Consider the following 20,864-nt stretch of genomic DNA (forward strand, 5'->3'; position numbering starts at 1 on the left):
CGCCTCCCCTATGCGCTGAATCGCGGTTTTTGGGCAAGTGGTTAACCGCCCCGGAGGTAACATAACACCACAGGCACAAGTGATGCACATCCCATGCACAACCCATGCATACGAGAATCTCAGCGCACGGCCCACCGGCGAAACCCTGCCGGAACGTGCGATGCCACAACATTCTGGCAACGCTCCGCGACCGGATCCCGGCCCGGGCTCGTTACAGACTAAACACAGCCTGAACGGACCGACCGATGACCCTCAACATCTCAACCCTGATCACCTGCATCGCCGTCTGCCTCGTGGCCGGTGCCTTCATGCTTTCGCAAAGCAATGCCATCGCCCATGGCCAGAACCCGCAAGCCGAACCGGTGGGTATCTCACTGAAGGCCTCTGCCGACCTGCGGTAGGCTGGCAGGCAGCCGAACGAGGGTTGCGGCAGCTTGGAGCGCTCAGCTTGAGGCCAGCGCGGCGGCCTGTAGGGCGAGCTCTGTTGCGTGGAAGCAATGGGCCTGTGGCATGGCGGTTTCGCTGCGGTTCAGCACATCATCCCGCAGGGCCGCGCCATAGGGCAGCGGGGTGTCGGAGCAGTCGATGTGGCGGGTGCCTTGCGCATCGGTCAGGAACAGGTGGTCCGCCCCCGGGCGGCCCTCGATATCCATGTATTTGCGCAGCTCTATCGTGCCTGTCGTGCCGGTCAAAAAGCAGCGCCCATCGCCCCAAACGGGAGAGCCAGCGGGGGTGAACCAATCGACCCGCAAAAAGCCCAGCGCGCCGGTGTCTGCCTCCACCACCGCATGGCCGTAATCGGTGAAGCCGGGATATTGCGGGTGGGCGTGGTTGGCCTCGGAGGCTTGTAGCACGCGGGCCGAAGCCGCGCCGGTGAAGGCAAGGAACTGCTCGAACTGGTGCGCGGCGATGTCGGTGAGTATGGAGCCGTTTTGCACCGGATCCCAGAACCACGGGTAGCGCTTGCCATAGTCACCAATGCGGTGGGGGCCAAAGCCCGTCATGTGGATGACCTCGCCAATCGCGCCTTCGCGCACAAGCTGGAGCGCCCGTGTGGTCGCCTTCTGGCGGTAATGCTCGGAATAGAGCACCGACCAGATGCGCCCCGTCGCCTGCTGGCTTGCCTTGATCGCGGCCAGCTCATCAAGCGAGAGGCAGCCGGGCTTGTCGACCATCACATCCTTGCCTGCCTCCATCGCCCGGATCGCCAGCGCGGCGCGGGCGCACGGAATGGGGGCGGCGACGATAACGCGGATGCTCTCGTCGGCCATGATCTCGGCCTCGGTGCAGCGAGTGGCTTGCGGGAAAGCCTCTGCATAGCGGGCGGCAAGACCATCCTCCTCGGCGGCAAAGCGGGTGAGGGTGCAGCCCGCGTTCAGCATAGCCTCGGTCTGGCCGTAGATATGGCCGTGGTTGAGGCCGATGGTGGCAAAGTTGAAGGGCATGGGCACGGTCTGGATGGTGGGTTTTACCCACCCTAGGGAGTCTGGCGCGGTTTGGCGAGAAGGTCGCTCAGCCGAAAACGCGGGTGCCCGCGACCCATGTGCCAAGCACCCGGCCTTCCATGCGCTGGCCGTCGAACGGCGTGTTCTTGGACTTGGAGCGCAGCTTTGTGCGGTCGAGCAGGAAGGGCGCGGAGGGGTCGAACAAGAGCAAGTCCGCCGGGGCGCCTTTGGCGAGGCGGCCCGAGGGCAGGCCGAGGCGCGCGGCGGGCTTGAGCGACAGGGCGCGGAAGAGTTGCGGCAGGGTGAGCGCGCCGGAATGGATGAGGCGCATAGCGGCGGGCAGCAGCGTTTCTAGCGCGACAGCCCCGGAGGCGGCCTGCTCGAAGGGGAGGCGCTTGCTCTCCTCGTCCTGCGGGGTGTGCATGGAGGAGATCACATCTATCAGGCCGGAGGCGACAGCCTCGACCATGGCCAGCCTGTCCTCTTCTTCGCGCAGCGGGGGCTTGAGCTTGAAGAAGGTGCGGTAGTCGGTGATGTCGTTGGCGTTCAGCGTCAGGTGGTGAATCGAGACGCCTGCGGTAATGTCAAACCCGTTGCCCTTGGCCCGCTCCAGCGACGGCAGGGCGCGGGCGGCGGAGAGCTGGTCGAAGTGGTAACGCGTGCCTGTCATCTCGACCATGGCGATGTCACGGTCCACCCCCATGCGCTCGGCCATGGGGGAGACGGCGGGCAGGCCCATCAGCGTGGCGAGTTTGCCGGAGGTCGCCGCCGCGCCCTTGGAGAGGGTCGGCTCCTGCGGGTGGCCAACAACCAGCGCGTCCAGATCGCGGGCGTAGGAGAGGGCGCGGGCGAGCACCTTGGTATCGGCCACGACCTTGTCACCATCGGAAAAGGCCAGCGCGCCCGCGTCCTTCAGGAAGGACAGCTCTGCCATCTCGCGCCCTTCGCGGTTTTTCGTGAGCGTGGCCATGGCGTGGATGTTCACCGGCGCGGCCTCACCCGCGCGGCGGGTGACAAACTCCAGCGTCTCTGGGGAGTCGATTGCGGGCAGCGTGTCGGGGCGCATGATGAGGGTGGTCACCCCGCCCGCCGCCGCCGCCGCGCCCGCCGATTTGAACGATTCCTTGTGCCGCTCGCCGGGCTCGCAAATCTTTACCCCAAGATCGACGATGCCGGGCGCCAGCCATTTGCCGCCGCCATCCACCACCTCAGCCCCCTCGGGCGCAACCATCGGGCCGGTGGCGACATCGGCGATGATCCCGTCTTTCACCAGCAGGTGACCGGGCGCCTCGGTAAGCGCTTCCGGGTCGATCAGGGTGACATTGGTGAAGAGGGTTGTGGTCATTGAGACTGTTCCTTGAGGGCCTTGCGCGCCAGCCCCATCACATGCGCCCCGTTCTCGATCAGCTCAAAGCCGATGCGCCGGGTGAAGCTGCGCTTGAAGCCATTCTTGTTGCGCCGCGTATAGGTGGTGGTGGCAAACCAGAGCGTGTCACCCCGTGCCGACTGCTCGAGTTCCAGCCTGTCGGTGAGGGGATAGCTCTTGAGCTTGCGGGTGCCAAGAACCTCGGTGGCGATAAAGCCGCGCTTGTTGGTCAGCGTGTAATTGGTGTGCCTCCGCTGGTAGGCCTTCCAGAAGTACTTGCCGAAGACCATGTAGAGCCCGATCGCAAGAAAGGGCAGGCCGAAGAGCGGGAAGAACTGGAAGATGCCGGGCGCATTGCGCGGCGTGCCCATGGAGCTGGCCATGCTTATCCAGAAGATGGCGAAACCGGCGAAGAACAGGCCAAAGAGGCTTTCAAAGATATCCTTGCCGCGCACCACCACGCCCGCAGAGGGGCGGCCCTGCCAGAGGATCTCTTCGTCGTCGTCAAGAAGGCCTTCCCAGCCGGGGGGAGGTTTGCTCATCAGCCCTTCCCCCGTATTGCGGTCAGCGCGGTTTCGGCCATCACCGCATCTTCGGCGGAGAGGCCGGTGAAGCCGACAGGGCCGGGGCGGGAGGTGCGATAGTGCCCGTCAGCGTCACGGTAGCGCCGCGCGGGGGGGAAGAAGAAGTAAACGGCCCAAGGCCCGTCTTCGTCGCGGCCCCTTCGATTGATCTTGCCGGATTTGCCGATCGACAAGCGTATCAGCCTATGCCCGCCGTGCAGGATCAGCGCGCGGGTTTTCGTAACGCCGTAGCGGGTGCGCCGGTTGGCGGCACGGGCGTAGGCGGGGGCGAAGAAGGAGAAGATCAGCCAGAGACCGCTCGAGATGGCGAGGAAGATGACCCAGATCAGCGTGCCTCCCTCCATCTCGTCGAGGTTGGCGAGGCCGATCAGCAGGAAGAACAGAAAGCAGGCAAACATGACCCAGCCGGTGATACGCAGGAAGACATAGGCGCCGGGCAGGGTGCGGGTAAAGGTGGGCCTGCCCTGCCAGAGCAGGGTTTCGTTGGGCTTGAGATGGGGTTCAATACCGTCGCTCATTGCTCCGCCTCCTTTTCAGCAAGGGCCGCGTTGATCCGGCGCACCATTTCGCCGGGGCGCGAGATGTAGCGGGCCACCACCTTGCGGCCATCGGTGCGGGTGATGAGAACGCCGCGCAAAAGGGTGGTTTTGACCCGGGCGATCTCATTCAACATGAGGTCTGTCACCAAGCCGTCGTTATCGTGAAGGCGCAGCCTATCGGGGTAGAGCACCCAGCGCTCACGGCGGTGGCGAAGCCATTTTATGTGGTCGTCAAAGACGAAGCCCCAGAGAAGCGGGCTGATGATGAAGACGACCAGCAGCGAAACCCAGAAGGTGAGCGGATCAGCCTCGCGCAGGCCGGTGGGCACGATGCCGAAGAAGAGGCTGGTGAGCAGACCGACGATGAAGAAGCGGAACAGGAAGTTCCGGAAGGAGGGTGCCCAGCTTGCGATGGCCTCCTGCGCCGTCATGCCGCGCGCGATGCCTTGAGGTTTTGTGCCAGCAGGTCCATCGCCGCCATGCGCACGGCCACGCCCATTTCGACCTGTTCGGTGATGACCGAGCGGGTGGGGTCGTCGGCGGTGGCGCTGTCGATTTCGACGCCGCGGTTCATCGGGCCCGGGTGCATGACGATGGCATCGGGTTTGGCGTGGCCAAGCTTGTCGGCGTCGAGGCCGTAGCGGTGGAAATACTCCCGCTCGGAGGGGATGAAGCCGCCGTCCATCCGCTCGCGTTGGAGTCGCAGCATCATCACCACATCGGCGTCCTTGAGGCCCCCGGCCATGTCATGCGTCACCTCGCAGCCCAGATCGCGGAAGGCGGCGGGCACCAGCGTGGGCGGACCGACGAGGCGCACGCGGGCCTCCATCTTGTTTAGCAGCATGATGTTGGAGCGCGCCACGCGGCTATGGGCGACATCGCCGCAGATCGCCACCGTCAGCCGGTGCAGGCGGCCCTTGTGGCGGCGGATGGTGAGCGCATCGAGCAGGGCCTGCGTGGGGTGCTCGTGCCGCCCGTCGCCCGCGTTGAGCACCGCGCAGTTGACCTTTTGCGCCAACAGGTCCACCGCGCCGGAATGGGGGTGGCGGACCACCAGCAGGTCGGGGTGCATGGCATTCAGCGTCAGCGCGGTATCCAGCAGGGTTTCGCCTTTTTTGATCGAGCTGGCCTGCATCGCCATGTTCATCACGTCTGCCCCGAGGCGCTTGCCCGCAAGCTCGAAGCTGGCTTGGGTGCGGGTCGAATTTTCGAAGAACATATTGACCTGCGTCAGCCCTTCCAGCGCCTTGCCGTGCTTCTCGGCAGAGCGATTCAGCCCAGCATAGTGCTCGGCGAGGTCGAGGATGGCGGTGATTTCATCGGGGGCGAGATTGGCGATGCCAAGCAGGTGTCTGGCGCGCAAGGTCATGGTTGGCTCCCCGGAAATTTGCGCCAGTGTATAGCAGGCTCGCACGGGGCGGCAACATGGGGTAAGCCGTGGGTATGGACGGGGATTTCGACCGAAACGCAATGTTGGCGGCGCTGGCCTGGCAGGTGGAGCTGGGCGCGGTGGATGCCATTGGCGATGCGCCGGTGGACCGCTTTGAGGTAAAGCCGGAACCGAAGGCCAAACCTGCCGCCGCAGCCGCGCCCCATGCGCCCGTCGTGGTGCCCGAGGTCGATATCGTGGCCGAGGCCCGCGCCGCCGCCAAGGGGGCCGGGAGCCTTGAGGCCCTTGCCGCCGCGCAGGAGGCCTTCCCCCATTGTGAGTTGAAACGGGGGGCGCGCAATTTTGTATTTGCCGATGGTCGCCCCGAGGCGCGGGTGATGGTGATCGGCGAGGGGCCGGGGGCCGAGGAGGATGCGCAGGGCAAGCCCTTTGTCGGGCGCTCCGGCCAGTTGCTCGATAAGATGTTCGCCGCCATAGGGCTGGCGCGGAGTTCCGAGGATGCGGCTTGGGCGATCTACATCACCAATGTCGTGCCCTGGCGTCCGCCGCAAAACCGCGACCCGCTGCCCGAAGAACTGGCGATGATGCGCCCCTTCGTGGAACGCCACATCGAACTTGCCGCGCCCGAACTGATCGTGCTCATGGGCAACCCGGCCTGCGGCTCGATGCTAGGCAAGCGCGGCATTACCCGGCTGCGCGGTAATTGGCACGAGGTCTGCGGGGTGCCGGCGATGCCGATGTTCCACCCCTCCTTCCTGCTCCGCCGGGCCGAGATGAAGCGCCACGCATGGGCCGATCTGCTGACAGTGAAGGCGCGGCTGGAGGGGCTGGGATGATTGACGCGCTCACCCTGCTGGCCTTCCTGCCCGCCGCGCTGGCGCTCAACCTTACGCCGGGGGCCGACATGATGTTTGTGCTGGCGCAGGGCCTCAAGGGCGGGCGCGGACCGGCGATGGCGGCCAATGCGGGGATTTCGGCGGGATGCTTGGTCAACGTCGCGGCTGCGGGGCTGGGGCTTGGCGCGGTGGTGGCCGCGCTGCCCGGGGCCTTCGAGGTGATCCGCTGGGCGGGGGTGGCCTATCTGCTGTGGCTCGCCGTGGCCACGCTGCGGGCAGGCGGGCCCGGGCAGAGCCGTGCCAAGCCACTCGCCCCGGCGCGGGCCTTTCGGCAGGCACTGGTGGTGAATGTGACCAACCCCAAGGTGATCCTCTTCATCCTCGCCTTCCTGCCGCAATTCGTGGACCCGTCTCGCGCCGTGCTGCCGCAATTTCTAGCGCTGGGCAGCGTGCTGGCGGCAGGTGGCTTTATGATCAACGGCGCTGTCGGCCTCGGGGCGGGCTCATTGGGGCTGGCGCTGACGCGCTCGCCCCGCTTCGCCCGGGCGCTGTCGTGGATCACGGCGGGCATCTTCGGGGTATTGGCGGCGCGACTGGCCCTGATGGAGCGCACATGAGCGAGCGAGAGTTTATCTCCACCCGGATCGCGGTACTCACCGTTTCCGACAGCCGCAGCATGGCCGAAGATCGCTCCGGCGACACCCTCGTCGCCCGGATAGGGGGGGCGGGCCATATTCTGGCCGCCCGCACAATCCTCCCCGACGAACGCGACGAAATCGCCAACCAACTCCGCGCGTGGTGCGCCGACCCCCAGATCGACGTCATCATTTCCACCGGCGGCACCGGCCTCACCGGGCGCGATGTGACGGTGGAGGCGCACCGCGATGTCTACGAGAAGGAAATCGAGGCCTTCGCCACCGTCTTCACCCATGTCTCCATGGCCAAGATCGGCACCAGCGCGGTGCAATCGCGCGCCACCGGCGGCGTGGCCAATGGCACCTACCTCTTCGCCCTGCCCGGCTCTCCCGGTGCCTGCAAGGACGCTTGGGACGAGATTTTGGTGAAGCAGCTCGACTACCGGCACATGCCCTGCAACTTCGTTGAGATCATGCCCCGGCTGGACGAGCACATGCAGCGGCAGAAATAGCCGCCACCCTGTTCATTTTCTTGCTCTAAATATCTCCGGGGGGTGCGGGGGGCTGGCCCCCCGCTGCAACGGCTCACCACCGCTTCAGCGCATCCTCATCGGCCTCAACGGCCGCCACCCAGCCCGCACCCTCCCGGGTAAGCTCCTTCTTCCAGAAGGGCGCGCGCGACTTCAGGTAATCCATCAAAAACTCTGCCGCCTCGAAGGCCGCCACCCTATGGGCCGAAGCGGTCGCCACCATCATGATCTGTGCCCCCGGCTCCAGCCGCCCGTGGCGGTGGATCACCAGCGCCCCGGTCAGCGGCCATCGGCCCTCGGCCTCTTCCACGATGCCAGAAATCGCCTTTTCGGTCATGCCCGGGTAATGCTCGATCTCCATCGCCTCCAGCCCGCACGCAACATCGCGGACAACCCCGGTGAAGCTGACGACGGCACCTGCCCCGCCTTGTGCGGCGGAAAAGCGGTTCAACTCGGCCCCGGCATCAAAGCTCTCGGCCTGCACGCGAACCTCGGCCATCAGCCGCCCGTCATCGGCGGAAAGAAGGCCACCTCGCGCACGCCCTCAAGCGGCGCGTCAAAGTCGGATAGCTCCTGATCGAGCGCCACGCGCAGGGCGGTTACATCCTCGAAAGCGGCGGCATAGCGTGGCTCGCGCGCGCGCAGCTCTTCCACCAGAGCGGCCACGGTTGGGGCTTGGGTTTTCACCTTTTCTTTCGGCAAGCCGATCCGCTCGCGCACCCAAGCGAAGTAGAGCACATCCACGGTCATTTTGGCCCTTTCAGGAACGGCAGCGCCTTGCGGAAGTAATCCCAGCCGGTGAGGAGCGTCAGCGCCCCGGCGATCCACAGCACCCAGATGCCGGCCACCGTCGCCCAGCCTGCCGGGCCATCGCGGAATCGGGCCAAGCCGCCGGGGCCATCACCACGATGGGTGAGCCAATCGAGGCCGGTGCCAAGGAACAGGATGGCAATCGCCACCATCTGCGCCGTGGTCTTCCACTTGGCGAGTTGCGTGACCTTGAGCGTGCCCGCGGTATCGCCAAGAAACTCGCGCAGGCCCGACACAAAGACCTCGCGGAACATGATCAGCGTCGCGGGCAGCAGGATCCACGGGTTCATCCCCGAAAAGCCGGTGATGACGAGCAGCGCAATCACCACCATTGCCTTGTCTGCAATCGGGTCCAGCATAGCGCCGATCTTGGTTTCCTGCTTCCACTTGCGCGCCAGCCAGCCGTCAAAGAAATCGGTGGCGGCGGCGGCCATGAAGAGCACCAACGCAAACCAATCGGCCCAAGGGCGGCTGAAGTAGAGGAACATCACCGCCACGCCGGGGGCGGCGAGCAGGCGGAGCACCGTCAGGATATTTGGGATCGTCCAGACCATGAGAGGGGTTTACCCCAGCCGGGGGGCACACGGAAGTGGCTCGATTTCACGCTGGTCGGGCTGCTGGGTTTTGGAAACTCGTGCTAACGTTACGGCAAACAGCAGGAGTTTGCGATGTCCGGAGTACTTTCTGACGCACATGGCCGGTACACCGGCAAAGGCCGATGGGCCGATGCAAAGGGCGACAGCCATAACTACACCGTTGAGTTGGAGCTGGTGCCCGAAGGCGAACACGGGCTTTGGCTGCGGTTCAGGCATGTCTTTACTGAAGAGCAGACGCCCGATGTGGTGATGCAGCTCCCGTTGCAGATTGCCGCTCCGGGCATCCTTACATTCGAGCTTGCGGGCATGCCGCAGGGCCTGGGTTATTACACTGACACAGCGCTGCACTTTACCCTCCCCGTGCAGAATGCGGCGGTGGAGGTCACGCATATCTTCGGCAACGGGGGCTGCCACGTGCTTGGCTCGAGCCAGAAGAACTCGCTCGGCCGCTACATCATGTGGGAAGAGCACCTGCGCCGCACGTAGCGCTGACCGGCAGCCCTAGCCCTTTTCGTGAAAGTAATCGTAGATCTTTTGCGCCAGCCCCTCGCTCACCCCATCTACCGCCTTCAGGTCGGCAAGGTTGGCACGGCTCACGGCCTTGGCCGAGCCGAAATGCGCCAGCAGCGCCCGCTTGCGGGTGGCGCCCACGCCCGGCACCTCATCCAGCGGGTTGGCCACCATCGACTTGGCCCGCTTGGCGCGGTGGGTGCCGATGGCAAAGCGGTGGGCCTCGTCGCGCATGCGCTGGATGAAATAGAGCACCGGATCATTGTGGCGCAGCGCCATCACCCGCTGCCCGGGGCGGTGGAACTCTTCCTTGCCGTGATCCCGGTCTACCCCTTTGGCGACACCGATGAAGGGCACGTCTTCCACCCCAAGCTCGGCCATGATCTCGCCCACGGCGCTCACCTGCCCCGCGCCGCCGTCGATCAACAACAGGTCTGGCCATGTGTCTGACTGGCGGTCGGGGTCTTCTTTCAGCAGGCGCTTGAAGCGGCGGGAGAGCACCTCTTTCATCATGCCGAAGTCATCGCCGGGCACCAGCTCTTCGCCCTTGATGTTGAACTTGCGATACTGGCTCTTCACCCAGCCATCGGGGCCCATCACCACCATGCCGCCCACGGCATTGGTGCCCTGAATGTGGGAGTTGTCGTAAATCTCGATGCGCTGCGGCGGAGCGGCGAGGTCGAAGGCCTCGGCAAGGCCCTTGATCAGTTTCGACTGCGCGGCGCTTTCGCTCATCTTGCGCGCAAGGCTCTCGCGCGCGTTGCGCAGCGCACCTGCCACCAGTTCGGCCTTCTCGCCACGCTGGGGCACGCTCACCTCCACCTTGCGCCCTGCCGCCTCGGTCAGCAGCGCCTCCATCACCTCGCGATCTTCGATGTCATCGCTGATCAGCACCAGCCGGGGCGGCTCCTTGGTGGAGTAAAACTGACCCATAAAGGCTTGCAGCACCTCCGCCGGGCTCTCTGCCCCGCCAAGGCGGGGGTAGTAGTCCTTGTTGCCCCAGTTCTGCCCGGCGCGGATGAAGAACACCTGCACGCAGGCCTGCCCGCCTTCCATGTGCAGCGCGATCACATCCGCCTCGGGCGTTGAGCGCGGGTTGATTCCCTGCGCGGTCTGAAGGCTCGTCATTGCGCGGATCCGGTCGCGCAGCGCGGCGGCCCTTTCAAACTCCATCGCCTCGGAGGCCTCCTGCATCTGCTCGGCCAGTTGCGACTGCACCTTGGTGGAGCGCCCTTGCAGAAACCGCTCTGCATCGCCCACCAGCCCGGCATACTCCGCCTCGCTCACCTTGCCCACGCAGGGCGCGCAGCACCGCTTGATCTGATAGAGCAGGCAAGGGCGCGTGCGGGTTTCAAACGTGGCATCCGTGCAGTTGCGCAGCAAAAAGACCTTCTGCAACTGGTTCAGCGTCCGGTTCACCGCCCCCGCGCTGGCAAAGGGGCCGTAATAGGCGCCTTTCTCCTTCTTCGCGCCCCGGTGCTTCTTGATCTGCGGAAAGGCATGATCCTTGGCGACGAGGATATTCGGAAAGCTCTTGTCGTCGCGCAGCAGCACGTTGAATTTGGGTTTGAGCTGCTTGATGAGGTTTTGCTCCAGCAGCAGCGCCTCGGTTTCGGTCGCCGTGGTGAGGAACATCATCGAGGCGGTTTCGGAAATCATCCGGGCAATGCGCGGGCTGTGCCCCGTAGGGCGAGCATAAGAGCTGACCCGCGCCTTGAGGTTGCGGGCCTTGCCAACGTAAAGAACGCGGCTCTCCTCATCGAGCATCCGGTAAACCCCTGGGGAGCCATCCAGATGTCGCAACTGATCGCGGATAACCTCGTGACCGGCCTTCATCGCACCTACTTTATTTAGTTCATGATTCCCCGCCATGGCTGCAATGGTAGTTGACCAAGGGCAAGAGGAAAGCTCTCCACTGTTTCTGTGGATAACTCTTGGGAGAAATGCGAGACCGGGCGAAAATTCCCTTGTTTCCCGGCGGATTCCAGACTTTGCTTAATTTTTGGGCTTTACTATAAGATATTGAAATCAAATGGAAAAATTTATTGCCGCTCATAAATTAATGATTTCATTACATAAAATATGTCGGATTTGTAACGCCGCAAGCCGCCTAGGATAACTCGGTCCGCCCTCCCGCTCCTGACGCGGTTGGCAGGAGAAAACCCGGACGTAGAGGCAAGGCGGCGGTCTGCGCCTCAGACGACGACCACCACTAAATATGCCACGTATAGAAAGCTGAATATGGCCCCGACGGCCCGGCCCATGTTTTGCCGCAGGAAGACGAAGGGGATCAGGAACAACGAGGCGGCCAGCATCACCCACAGGTCGAACTGCAGGATCTCCGGGTCCACCGGGATTGGGCCAACGAAGCTGGCGATGCCGATGATCGCCAACAGGTTAAACATGTTGGAGCCAATCACGTTGCCCAGCGCCACATCGGCCTGATTGCGCAGCGCGGCCATGACGGTGGTGGCGAGCTCGGGCAGCGAGGTGCCGATGGCCACAAGTGTGAGGCCGATCACCGTGTCGGAAACGCCCAGCACCTTGGCGATGTTCACCGAACTATCCACCAGCAGGTCGGCCCCCAGCGGCAGGCCAATGAGGCCAAGCGCGGTGTAAACGCCAATCTTCCACCACGGCATGGATGGATCGGCCCCTTCAAGGTCGACCTCTTCATCAGCGCCGTAGTCCTGTGTTTCCGTCGCGCGGCGGTGGTTGCGCGCGGAATGAAACGCATCCCAGAGCACGCCCGAGAGCGCCGCCACCAGCACCAGCCCGTGCCACCAGCGGATCGGCCCGAAGAAGCAGGTGGCGATAAACAGCAGCGAGGCTGCGATCATGAACATGTAGCTGCGGCGGGTGTCGTGATCGCGGGTGGCGAGGGTCTTCATCAGAGCAGGCACGCCGAGCACCAGCAGCACATTGGCGATGTTGGACCCCACCACGTTGCCCAGCGCGAGGCCACCTGCATTGTCGCGCACGGCATTGACCGAGATCAGCAACTCCGGCGCGGAGGTGCCGAAGGCGACAATGGTGAGCGAGACGATCAGGGCCGGAATGCCAAGCCGCAGCGCGATGTTCACCGCGCCACGCACCAGCGCATCGCCGGCAAGAAGCAAGATCACGAGGCCCAGCCCCGCAATCAGGAGATCATAGGCCATAGATCAGCTCTTTCCGCAGGCGCAGTCACCCGCCCCGATCCGGAAGGCCCCGCATTTGGGACACTTCTGCGCCGTCTCCACGCGCTTTGCCGGAGGCTTCTTCTTGGCGACCTTCTTCTTGCCGAAGATCGCCAACAGGCCCATCACGGCCAGAAAGAGGATGACTGCCTTGAGGAGCATCTAAAGCCCGAACCTCGCCCACATGGCCCGGTCTTCCACCGCGCCCACCGCCCCGTTCATGGCCTCTGCACCGATCCGCCGCAAGAGCCCGCGCTTGGGGCCGTGCACGGCAAAGCGGGTTTTGTCGCCAAAGCGGGCCTTCATCGTGGGGATCAGGTGGCCAACCGCATCGGCCAGCCCCACCTCCACGGCCTGCTGGCCAACCCAGATGTCGCCGGTGAACAGGTCGGTGCCCTTGGTCAGCTTGTCACCGCGCCGCGACTTGACCTGCGTGATGAAATTTCCGTGGATCACTTCTTGCAGCGCCTTGAGGCGGGCCACGTCTTCTTCTTTCTCCGGGCGGAACGGGTCCATGAAGCTCTTGGACTGCCCGGCGGTATGCACCCGCCGCTCGATCCCGTGCTTGGCGATAAACTCGGTCAGCCCGAAGCTGGCGGAGATCACGCCGATGGAGCCGGTGATGGAATTTGCATCCACGAAAATCTCTTCAGCCGCCGTGGCCAGCCAATAGCCGCCGGAGGCCGCGACATCTTCGACGAAGGCAAAGACCGGCACCTCTTTTTCTTCCGACAGGCGGCGGATGCGGGCAGCGATTAGGGCGCTTTGGGTCGGTGAACCGCCGGGCGAGTTGATCTGGAGCGCCACCGCCGCGGGTTTGCCCCTGCGAAAGGCCCGCTCGATCGGCGCTGCCATGCCAGCATCAGAAAGCCCACGCGCCCCTCTGCCTATGGCGCCCTGAAGGCGAACGACAGACACAAGGGGGGGCTGTTCGAGAAAGGGGATAAATCGGCGCATGGCCTCTCATGTATGTGTGCCCCCCTGCACAAGCAAGGCGTGGCGCTGCCTCTGACGGTGCGTCACGCGGAGGAACCGCGCAGGAGCCCATGCAGGCAGGCATTCCGCACAACAGGCTGGTTCGGTTCAGGAATGTTTTGGGAGATGATCGGCAGTGTGACTTCGCCGGAACGGTGCTACTTTCGCCGGGGTCTAAGCAACGCGCCGGGGCACGCCAGCCTTGTGGCCCCTGCCCCCCCCAAAGATCGGCCTGCCACAGCCGATGGGGATCACACTGAATGGGTTACGCGGAGGCGAAAAGCCTCCAGGTGAGCATGAGCGCGTGATCTGCGCGGGCGCGGACCTGCGCCTCCGAAGGCGCGGGCGCCGCATGGATGGCGCGGCGAATTTGCAGGTCGCCCAGCAGCAGAGACAGGTAGGTGTCGCAAATCGCGGCTGCGTCGCCACCTTTTAGAGCGCGGGCGTCCAGCGCCTTCTGGCAGAGCGCCAGGATCATCGGCCGGACCTGCTTGCGTCCGGCCTCTGCCAGCGCCGCTCCAAGCGACCCGGAAGGATCGCCCGCCGCGGCCCTTGCCAAGGCCACGGCGCGCGGGCCGGTGAGCAGCCCAAGCAGGAGCGGGCCAATGCTGTCGAGCGCCTCAAGTGCAGAGGCGTCCTCCGAAAGCGCGGTCTCCAAACGGGCGATCAGGTCTGCGCCGTTCCGCTCGGCCATGGCGCGAAACAGCCCGAGCTTATCACCATACCAGTTGTAGAGCGTTTCGTTGGACGCCTTCGCGGCCTTCGCCACGGCCAGCATCGACATACCGGCGGCGCCCTTCTCTTCCAGCAGCGCATAGGCCGCCTCGATGATCTGGCTTTCGCGGGCTGCCCGCTTCTCGTCTCGCATTGCTACCTCCGCGTTGACAGTAACCGTACTTGCAATTACGGATAGCCGCAAGCGTAATCATGTATACGGATTTGAGCCATGCTGACCATCTTTCGCCTCGCCGCCCTGCTGTCCCTGCTGCCCTGCGGCGCGCTCTTCGGGTTCTTCTACGCCTGGGTTTGCTCAACGATGTGGGGGCTTGATGCCGCCGCGCCGGAGGTGGCCATTCGCGCGATGCAGGCGATGAATGCTTCTGTCCGTAACGCGGTGTTCGCCCCTGCCTTCTTCGGCACTGGCCCGGCCCTGCTGCTCACCGCTTTCCTCGCATGGAAGAGCGGGCAAGGCCGTGCGGTGGTGGGGCTGTTTGCGCTAGCGGGGCTGGTGGCCCTGTTCGGCGGGTCGGTGCTGACCCTCGCGGTGAACGTGCCGATGAACGAGGCGCTCGCGCTGGTGAGCGATGCCGAGATCGACGCCGAAGCTGCGCAGATCTGGGCCGAATATTCCGCCCCCTGGCAGTTTTGGAATCAGCTGCGCACCGTCTTCACTGGCATAGCGCTGGCACTGGCGGGCGTAGGGTTGCTGGTGGCCGTCCCGGCAGGGGAGCGTTGATCGCCGCCGATCACGCCAAGCCCGCTTCCAACCGAGGCCAAACCGAGAGACACCCCTCAGTAGGCCGTCAGCCCGGCGTTGGCGTTTAGCAGAAACTGCGAAAAGATCGGGGCGCTGGCTGCGCCGATGCCCCGGGCAATCTCTCCGATGCTTCCGGCCTCGATGCGCGGTTCGATCAGCCCCCGCGCGTCTTGGTTGACGAGATAGCGCCGGACCCGGCTGACAAGATCATTCCGCACTTCAGTGGGAAAGGCCCCGTCGATCACGATCGCCTCGAAGTCGATGACCGAGCAAACCGAAAGCGAGGCCTTGGCCAGCTCTTGCGCGGTCTGGGCCATCCAAGGGTCAACGTAGCGCGACAGCATGCTCCAATCCTGCGGCTTGCGCCACAGCAGCTTCGGGTCCACCCCGGCTTCAATCAGCCGGGCTTCCAGCAGGTGAATGGAGGCAACGTCTATCATTTGCAGGCTCTCGCCCTGCGGGCCAGTGGTGCGCATGGAGCCGAGCGCCCCGGCGTTGCCCTGATTGCCCTCGAAGACTGTATTGTTCAGCACCACCCCGCCGCCAATGAACTGGCTGACGAAGAAGAAGGCATAGTCGCGAAACTCCTTGCCGCGCCCGTAGAGATGCTCGGCATGGCAAGCCGCGGTGCCGTCGTTGAGCACGAAAACCGGCAGCTCGCTGAACTTGGCCACCTCCTCGGCAAAGTCGATGTCTTTCCACGACCGAAACCGCTCGGCGGTGTGGCCGATGAGGTCATGCCACTTCCACAACTCGAAGGGCGCGGCGATGCCGATGCCACAGAGGCGGCCGCGCTCTTCGGGGGACATCTGGTCGATGAAGCTGGCAAGCCCGCGTTTGAGCAGGCTGAAGACGGCCTCGGGGAAGGGGTAATCATAGTGCTCCTGCATCTGCTGACGCACCACGCCATCAAAGCCGGTGAGCACGAGGTCGGCGCTGCGCCGCCCGATCTTGAAGCCAACTGAGAGCACGCCATCAGGATTGAGCCGCATCGGGATGGAGGGCTTGCCTACCTTGCCACGGCTCGGGTCGCCGCGCATCACGATGCCATCCCCTTCGAGGCGGCGCAGGATGATCGAGATGGTTTGGGGCGACAGGTTAACGAGCCGCGCAATATCGCTGCCCGCCATCGCCCCGCGCCGCTGGAGCACCGACAGAACCAGCCGCTCGTTATAGTTACGAACGCCCGACTGGTTGACCCCGCCGCTCAGCCCCTTGATTTCAGTGCCATCCATCGGCTTGGCCATACGAAACTTCCTGCCCCAAAGGAAGTAGGCCATCCGTCCGTTAATAAATCAAGTTTATTTATTTATTGACAGACGAACGGGAATCGCGCTCTTTACGCTGCAACCCCGGGCGCAATCCGCCGGGGGGCGGATCAATGGGAGATCCAGATAGCAACGCTTCCCAGGGAGGAAATCATGAAGAAACTCGTCGCAACAACTGCGCTCGCACTCTGCGCCATGTCCGGCACCGCGATGGCACAAGACATCGGCGCTTGCCTAATCACCAAGACCGACACCAACCCGTTTTTCGTTAAGATGCGCGAAGGCGCCGAAGCCAAGGCCGCCGAGCTGGGCGTCACGCTCAACAGCTATGCCGGCAAGGTTGACGGCGACCACGAAACGCAAGTGGCCGCCATCGAAACCTGCATCGCCAACGGCGCCAAGGGCATTCTGCTCACCGCCTCCGACACCAGCTCCATTGTGCCCGCCGTTCAGCAGGCGCGCGATGCGGGCCTCGTGGTGATCGCGCTCGACACGCCGCTCGACCCGATCGACGCTGCCGACATGACCTTTGCCACCGACAACTTCCTCGCCGGTGAGCTGATTGGCCAGTGGGCCGCCGCCACGCTGGGCGACGAGGCCGCCAACGCCAAGATCGCCATGCTCGACCTCGCCGTCAGCCAGCCCACCGTGGGCGTGCTGCGCGACCAGGGCTTCCTGCAGGGCTTCGGCATCGAGCTGGGTGACCCGAACAAGTGGGGCGACGAAGAAGACCCGCGCATCGTCGGCAATGACGTGACCGCCGGTAACGAAGAAGGTGGCCGCAAGGCGATGGAGAACCTTCTGGCGACCGACCCCGAGATCAACGTGGTTTACACCATCAACGAGCCCGCCGCTGCCGGTGCCTATGAGGCGCTCAAGTCGATTGGCCGCGAAAACGACGTGCTGATCGTTTCTGTTGACGGCGGCTGCCCCGGTGTGGCCAACGTGAAAGACGGTGTGATTGGTGCCACCTCGCAGCAATACCCGCTGCTGATGGCCTCCAAGGGCATCGAAGCCATCGTCGCCTTCGCCAAGGACGGCACCAAGCCGGCCAACACGCCCGGCAAGGACTTCTTTGACACCGGCGTTGCGCTGATCACCGACAAGCCCGCCGAGGGCGTCGAGAGCATTGGCACCGACGAAGGCACCGAGCTCTGCTGGGGCTGACCCGGCACACAGCCGACTGAGCCACGAACGGGGCGGGCACGTCCGCCCTGTTCAAACCGGCAGGCGCAAGAGCCTGCCTCCCGGGGGGACACATGTCACAATCTGATAATTACGAGGCCTCTGCCTCCAGCGCACCCAGCGAAGTTGCGTCTTTCGACGGGCACAACAAGAGCCTGATCGACCGGCTTCAGCACCAGTTGCACACCACGCCGGCGCTTGTGCCGCTCATCGTGCTCGTGCTGTCGATCATCGTTTTCGGCCTCACGCTTGGCGCAAGGTTCTTTTCTCCCTTCGCCCTCACGCTGATCCTGCAACAGGTGCAGATCGTCGGCATCGTGGCCGCCGCGCAGAGCATTGTTATCCTCACAGCGGGCATCGACCTGAGCGTGGGTGCCATTGCGGTGATCTCCTCGGTCATCATGGGGCAGTTCACCTTTCGCTACGGCGTTCCGGTTGGCCTCTCCATCGTCGCTGGCCTCACCCTCGGCACCGCCATCGGCGCGTTGAACGGCTGGCTGGTGGCGCGGGTCAAGCTGCCGCCCTTCATCGTGACGCTCGGCATGTGGCAGATCGTGCTGGCAGCCAACTTCCTCTATTCCGCCAACGAAACCATCCGCAGCCAGGATATTGCCGAGGCGGCCCCCCTGCTTCAGCTGATGGGTGCCAAGTTCAGCGTGGGCGGCGCGGTGTTTACCGTTGGCGTGGTCTTTATGCTGATCCTCGTGCTGATCCTCGCCTATGTGCTGCGCCACACCGCTTGGGGCAGGCATGTTTATGCCGTGGGCGATGACCCGGATGCGGCGGAGCTTTCGGGCGTGAACGTGCGGCGCACGCTGATCTCGGTCTATGCGCTCGCGGGCCTCATCTGCGCCTTCGCCGGATGGGCACTGATTGGCCGGATCGGCTCTGTTTCACCGACCTCGGGCCAGCTTTTGAACATCGAGAGCATCACCGCCGTGGTGATCGGGGGCATCTCGCTCTTCGGCGGGCGCGGCTCGATCCTTGGCACGCTCTTCGGAGCCCTGATCGTAGGCGTCTTCACCCTCGGGCTGCGGCTCGCCGGGGCCGACGCGCAGTGGACCTACCTGCTTATCGGCACTCTCATCATCGGCGCAGTGGCCGTCGACCAGTGGATCAGAAAGGTGGCAGCCTGATGGAACCCATTCTCAAAGGCCGCGGCCTCACCAAGCGCTATGGCCGCGTGACCGCGCTCGACAATTGCGACTTCGATCTGATGCCGGGCGAGATCCTCGCCGTCATTGGCGACAACGGGGCAGGCAAGAGCTCTCTCATCAAGGCGGTCTCGGGGGCGGTGATCCCCGATGCAGGCACGGTGACGCTGGAGGGCAAAGAGGTAAACTTCTCGTCGCCGATCGACGCGCGGGAGGCGGGCATCGAAACCGTCTATCAGACGCTCGCCATGTCACCCGCCCTGTCGATTGCCGACAACATGTTCATGGGCCGCGAAATCCGCCGCCCCGGCTGGCGCGGCAAGCTTCTGCGCCAGCTTGACCGGCCCACGATGGAACGGATGGCCCGCGAAAAGCTCACCGAGCTTGGGCTGATGACGATCCAGAACATCAATCAGGCGGTGGAAACCCTTTCGGGCGGCCAGCGTCAGGGTGTGGCCGTGGCCCGCGCTGCGGCCTTCGGCTCCAAGGTCATCATCCTCGATGAGCCCACCGCCGCGCTGGGTGTAAAGGAAAGCCGTCGCGTGCTGGAGCTGATCCAAGACGTGAAGTCGCGCGGCATCCCGATCATCCTGATCAGCCACAACATGCCCCATGTCTTTGAGGTGGCAGACCGTATCCACGTGCACCGGCTAGGCCGCAGGCTCTGCGTGATCGACCCGCGTGATTACACCATGTCAGACGCGGTGGCCTTCATGACCGGCGCAAAAGAGGCCCCCGCGGAAGCAGCATGACACGCACCCTCGCGTCATTGCCCGCGTTGCAAGAGGCCGTTCTGGCCACCCCCAAGGCGGGCCGGCGCAGGGTGGTCGCCCTTGCGGGCGCACCCGCCAGTGGAAAATCGACGCTGGCCGACGCGCTTTGCGCCTCGCTGAAAGAGGCCGGGGAGCGCGCGCAGGTGGTGCCGATGGATGGCTTCCACCTGCACAACCCGATCCTCGTAGAGCGCGGGCTGCTTGCGCGGAAGGGCGCGCCGGAAACCTTTGATGCGCCCGGCTTCCTGCACCTCGTCCGGCGATTGCGCGATGAGGCGGAGGTGGCCTTTCCGCTCTTTGATCGCGCACGGGACATTGCGATTGCCGGGGCGGGGCTTGTGGATGAGGCCTGCGATACGGTGATTGTGGAGGGCAACTACCTGCTGTTTGACAGGCCGGTTTGGCGAGACCTCCGCCCGCAATGGGATTTGGCCGTGGTGATCGACGTCGAACTCGCCACGCTGCGCGAACGGCTGGTTGCCCGCTGGCACGATTATGGCCTCTCCGGCCCCGAAGCGACCGCGCGGGCAGAGGGCAACGACCTTGCCAATGCGCAACTGGTCGCAGAGGCCATGCTGCCTGCCGACGTCACCGTAACAGCACGCGGATAGCCAGACGCGGCCGGGAGATGGCCGAAAATCCTTGCCGCCGTCATGCAATTCGGCTGGACCCTCCTGCGCTCCGGGGGTAGCCCGGATGTGTGATTGCAGGAGGGACCAGTGGACATTCGAGCAATTTTGATGGGGCTTTCATTCGCCTTCATCTGGTCATCCGCCTTCACCTCGGCGCGGATCATCGTCACCTCGGCCCCGCCGCTCGCCGTCTCTTCCGTCCGGTTCTTTCTGGCAGGCTGCATTGCGCTGCTGATTGCGCGGGCGCTCGGCCAGAGCTTTAGCCTGACGCGCGGCCAATGGCGGGCGACGGTGATCTTCGGGATTTGCCAGAACGCGCTCTACCTCGGCCTCAACTTTATTGCGATGCAATGGGTGGAGGCGAGCTTTGCCGCCATCATCGCCTCTTCGATGCCGCTTCTGGTGGGCCTCATCGGCTGGGTGGCTCTGGGTGACAGGCTGCCCCGCATGGGGGTGCTCGGCCTCGTCATGGGCTTTGGCGGCGTGCTGCTGATCATGGGCGCGCGGCTGGAGGCGGGGGTGAGCCTTCCGGGGGTGGCGCTTTGCGTCACGGCGGCCTGCGCGCTGGCAGTGGCCACATTGGCGCTGCGCGGCGCGAGCGGAGGCGGGGGCAACCTCATGGTGGTCGTCGGCTACCAGATGCTGATTGGCGGCGCATGCCTCGTGGTGCCCTCGGTGCTGGTTGAAACGTGGGCATACACACCCAGCACGGGGCTGACGTTGGCGTTCATCTACACCGTCTTCGTGCCCGGCCTGCTGGCCACGTGGATCTGGTTCAAGCTGGTCGGCAGGATCGGCGCGGTAAAGGCAGCCACCTTCCACTTTCTCAACCCGTTCTTCGGCGTGCTGGTGGCGTGGATCTTCTTGGATGAGCACATCGGGCCGCTGGATATTGCAGGCGTCGCGGTGATCGCTGTGGGCATCTTGCTGGTGCAACTGGCCAAACAGAAGAGGGTAGAGGCGTAAGGCGGGCCAGCGCC

The 20,864-nt window shown here is 64.4% G+C and carries 26 protein-coding genes; 11 read left to right on the forward strand and 15 right to left on the reverse strand.

Annotation, left to right across the window (positions count from 1 at the left end):
• Positions 1-245: 245 nt before the first annotated feature.
• On the forward strand, positions 246-401 hold the full coding sequence (locus ACXAG6_RS01850) for a hypothetical protein (RefSeq protein WP_475334463.1): 156 nt from the start codon (positions 246-248) through the stop codon (positions 399-401).
• A gap of 42 nt (positions 402-443) precedes the next feature.
• On the opposite strand, the gene ACXAG6_RS01855 is transcribed toward ACXAG6_RS01850, so the two are convergent.
• The 6 genes from ACXAG6_RS01855 to ACXAG6_RS01880 all read right to left on the reverse strand — a co-directional run bounded on the left by ACXAG6_RS01855 (position 444) and on the right by ACXAG6_RS01880 (position 5,303).
• Entirely contained in the window at positions 444-1,445 is a 1,002-nt protein-coding gene (locus tag ACXAG6_RS01855) for a Gfo/Idh/MocA family protein (protein ID WP_475334466.1), read from the reverse strand.
• A gap of 67 nt (positions 1,446-1,512) precedes the next feature.
• Complete coding sequence (pyrC, locus tag ACXAG6_RS01860; RefSeq protein ID WP_475334468.1) at positions 1,513-2,790, reverse strand: dihydroorotase; 1,278 nt, start codon at positions 2,788-2,790, stop codon at positions 1,513-1,515.
• On the reverse strand, positions 2,787-3,353 hold the full coding sequence (locus ACXAG6_RS01865; protein ID WP_475334470.1) for an aspartate carbamoyltransferase catalytic subunit: 567 nt from the start codon (positions 3,351-3,353) through the stop codon (positions 2,787-2,789). Before ACXAG6_RS01865 ends, pyrC begins: the two co-directional genes overlap by 4 nt.
• Positions 3,353-3,913: a hypothetical protein gene (locus ACXAG6_RS01870; protein ID WP_140012343.1), complete on the reverse strand. Its 561-nt coding sequence runs from the start codon at positions 3,911-3,913 to the stop codon at positions 3,353-3,355. The genes ACXAG6_RS01865 and ACXAG6_RS01870 overlap by 1 nt, the downstream gene beginning before the upstream one ends.
• A complete protein-coding gene (locus ACXAG6_RS01875) occupies positions 3,910-4,365 on the reverse strand; it encodes a hypothetical protein (protein ID WP_475334472.1) in 456 nt (151 codons plus the stop codon). The genes ACXAG6_RS01870 and ACXAG6_RS01875 overlap by 4 nt, the downstream gene beginning before the upstream one ends.
• The gene (locus ACXAG6_RS01880; RefSeq protein ID WP_475334475.1) at positions 4,362-5,303 is read right to left on the reverse strand and encodes an aspartate carbamoyltransferase catalytic subunit; all 942 of its coding nucleotides are present in this window, start codon (positions 5,301-5,303) and stop codon (positions 4,362-4,364) included. Before ACXAG6_RS01880 ends, ACXAG6_RS01875 begins: the two co-directional genes overlap by 4 nt.
• Positions 5,304-5,377: 74 nt before the next feature.
• Between ACXAG6_RS01880 and ACXAG6_RS01885 the strand changes: the two genes are divergently transcribed.
• From ACXAG6_RS01885 to moaB, 3 genes are read left to right on the forward strand one after another with little or no spacing between them, the layout of a single operon-like run.
• Entirely contained in the window at positions 5,378-6,160 is a 783-nt protein-coding gene (locus ACXAG6_RS01885) for a uracil-DNA glycosylase (protein WP_475334477.1), read from the forward strand.
• Positions 6,157-6,777, forward strand: a complete 621-nt coding sequence (locus tag ACXAG6_RS01890; RefSeq protein WP_475334478.1) for a LysE family translocator — start codon at positions 6,157-6,159, stop codon at positions 6,775-6,777. Before ACXAG6_RS01885 ends, ACXAG6_RS01890 begins: the two co-directional genes overlap by 4 nt.
• On the forward strand, positions 6,774-7,307 hold the full coding sequence (gene moaB, locus ACXAG6_RS01895; RefSeq protein WP_475334481.1) for a molybdenum cofactor biosynthesis protein B: 534 nt from the start codon (positions 6,774-6,776) through the stop codon (positions 7,305-7,307). The genes ACXAG6_RS01890 and moaB overlap by 4 nt, the downstream gene beginning before the upstream one ends.
• A gap of 73 nt (positions 7,308-7,380) precedes the next feature.
• On the opposite strand, the gene ACXAG6_RS01900 is transcribed toward moaB, so the two are convergent.
• From ACXAG6_RS01900 to pgsA, 3 genes are read right to left on the reverse strand one after another with little or no spacing between them, the layout of a single operon-like run.
• Positions 7,381-7,824, reverse strand: coding sequence for a molybdenum cofactor biosynthesis protein MoaE (locus tag ACXAG6_RS01900; RefSeq protein WP_475334483.1), 444 nt, complete (start codon positions 7,822-7,824; stop codon positions 7,381-7,383).
• Entirely contained in the window at positions 7,824-8,069 is a 246-nt protein-coding gene (gene moaD / locus ACXAG6_RS01905) for a molybdopterin converting factor subunit 1 (RefSeq protein WP_475337898.1), read from the reverse strand. The genes ACXAG6_RS01900 and moaD overlap by 1 nt, the downstream gene beginning before the upstream one ends.
• A 2-nt stretch (positions 8,070-8,071) precedes the next feature.
• Positions 8,072-8,689, reverse strand: a complete 618-nt coding sequence (gene pgsA / locus ACXAG6_RS01910) for a CDP-diacylglycerol--glycerol-3-phosphate 3-phosphatidyltransferase (protein ID WP_140012351.1) — start codon at positions 8,687-8,689, stop codon at positions 8,072-8,074.
• A 114-nt stretch (positions 8,690-8,803) separates the two neighbouring features.
• On the opposite strand from pgsA, the gene ACXAG6_RS01915 reads away from it, so the two are divergent.
• Positions 8,804-9,217 carry a hypothetical protein gene (locus ACXAG6_RS01915; protein WP_475334485.1) on the forward strand — a complete coding sequence of 138 codons (414 nt, stop codon included), beginning with the start codon at positions 8,804-8,806 and terminating at the stop codon, positions 9,215-9,217.
• A 15-nt stretch (positions 9,218-9,232) separates the two neighbouring features.
• Here the strand turns inward: ACXAG6_RS01915 and uvrC are convergent, their stop codons facing one another.
• The 5 genes from uvrC to ACXAG6_RS01940 all read right to left on the reverse strand — a co-directional run bounded on the left by uvrC (position 9,233) and on the right by ACXAG6_RS01940 (position 14,263).
• Complete coding sequence (gene uvrC / locus ACXAG6_RS01920; protein WP_475334488.1) at positions 9,233-11,077, reverse strand: excinuclease ABC subunit UvrC; 1,845 nt, start codon at positions 11,075-11,077, stop codon at positions 9,233-9,235.
• Positions 11,078-11,436: 359 nt separating this feature from the next.
• Complete coding sequence (locus ACXAG6_RS01925) at positions 11,437-12,402, reverse strand: calcium/sodium antiporter (protein ID WP_475334490.1); 966 nt, start codon at positions 12,400-12,402, stop codon at positions 11,437-11,439.
• A 3-nt stretch (positions 12,403-12,405) separates the two neighbouring features.
• On the reverse strand, positions 12,406-12,582 hold the full coding sequence (locus ACXAG6_RS01930) for a hypothetical protein (RefSeq protein WP_168222905.1): 177 nt from the start codon (positions 12,580-12,582) through the stop codon (positions 12,406-12,408).
• Positions 12,583-13,377, reverse strand: a complete 795-nt coding sequence (locus tag ACXAG6_RS01935; RefSeq protein WP_475334492.1) for a S49 family peptidase — start codon at positions 13,375-13,377, stop codon at positions 12,583-12,585.
• Positions 13,378-13,660: 283 nt separating this feature from the next.
• Positions 13,661-14,263, reverse strand: a complete 603-nt coding sequence (locus ACXAG6_RS01940; RefSeq protein ID WP_475334494.1) for a TetR/AcrR family transcriptional regulator — start codon at positions 14,261-14,263, stop codon at positions 13,661-13,663.
• 78 nt (positions 14,264-14,341) lie between these two features.
• Here ACXAG6_RS01940 and ACXAG6_RS01945 point away from each other — a divergent pair, with 78 nt between their 5' ends.
• Positions 14,342-14,851: an anthrone oxygenase family protein gene (locus tag ACXAG6_RS01945; RefSeq protein WP_475334497.1), complete on the forward strand. Its 510-nt coding sequence runs from the start codon at positions 14,342-14,344 to the stop codon at positions 14,849-14,851.
• A gap of 56 nt (positions 14,852-14,907) precedes the next feature.
• Here ACXAG6_RS01945 and ACXAG6_RS01950 read toward each other — a convergent pair whose 3' ends face one another.
• Positions 14,908-16,107 carry an ROK family transcriptional regulator gene (locus ACXAG6_RS01950; protein ID WP_475337899.1) on the reverse strand — a complete coding sequence of 400 codons (1,200 nt, stop codon included), beginning with the start codon at positions 16,105-16,107 and terminating at the stop codon, positions 14,908-14,910.
• 186 nt (positions 16,108-16,293) lie between these two features.
• Here ACXAG6_RS01950 and ACXAG6_RS01955 point away from each other — a divergent pair, with 186 nt between their 5' ends.
• From ACXAG6_RS01955 to ACXAG6_RS01975, 5 genes are all read left to right on the forward strand, one after another.
• Positions 16,294-17,307 (forward strand): substrate-binding domain-containing protein, encoded by a 1,014-nt coding sequence (locus ACXAG6_RS01955; protein ID WP_475334499.1) that lies wholly within the window; start codon positions 16,294-16,296, stop codon positions 17,305-17,307.
• Positions 17,308-17,399: 92 nt separating this feature from the next.
• Positions 17,400-18,461, forward strand: a complete 1,062-nt coding sequence (locus tag ACXAG6_RS01960) for an ABC transporter permease (protein WP_475334500.1) — start codon at positions 17,400-17,402, stop codon at positions 18,459-18,461.
• The gene (locus tag ACXAG6_RS01965; protein ID WP_140012364.1) at positions 18,461-19,231 is read left to right on the forward strand and encodes an ATP-binding cassette domain-containing protein; all 771 of its coding nucleotides are present in this window, start codon (positions 18,461-18,463) and stop codon (positions 19,229-19,231) included. The genes ACXAG6_RS01960 and ACXAG6_RS01965 overlap by 1 nt, the downstream gene beginning before the upstream one ends.
• Positions 19,228-19,863 (forward strand): nucleoside/nucleotide kinase family protein, encoded by a 636-nt coding sequence (locus ACXAG6_RS01970; protein WP_475334502.1) that lies wholly within the window; start codon positions 19,228-19,230, stop codon positions 19,861-19,863. Before ACXAG6_RS01965 ends, ACXAG6_RS01970 begins: the two co-directional genes overlap by 4 nt.
• A gap of 108 nt (positions 19,864-19,971) precedes the next feature.
• The gene (locus ACXAG6_RS01975) at positions 19,972-20,850 is read left to right on the forward strand and encodes a DMT family transporter (RefSeq protein WP_475334504.1); all 879 of its coding nucleotides are present in this window, start codon (positions 19,972-19,974) and stop codon (positions 20,848-20,850) included.
• Positions 20,851-20,864 lie beyond the last annotated feature (14 nt).

The organism is Vannielia sp. ABF1_015 (assembly GCF_056160745.1).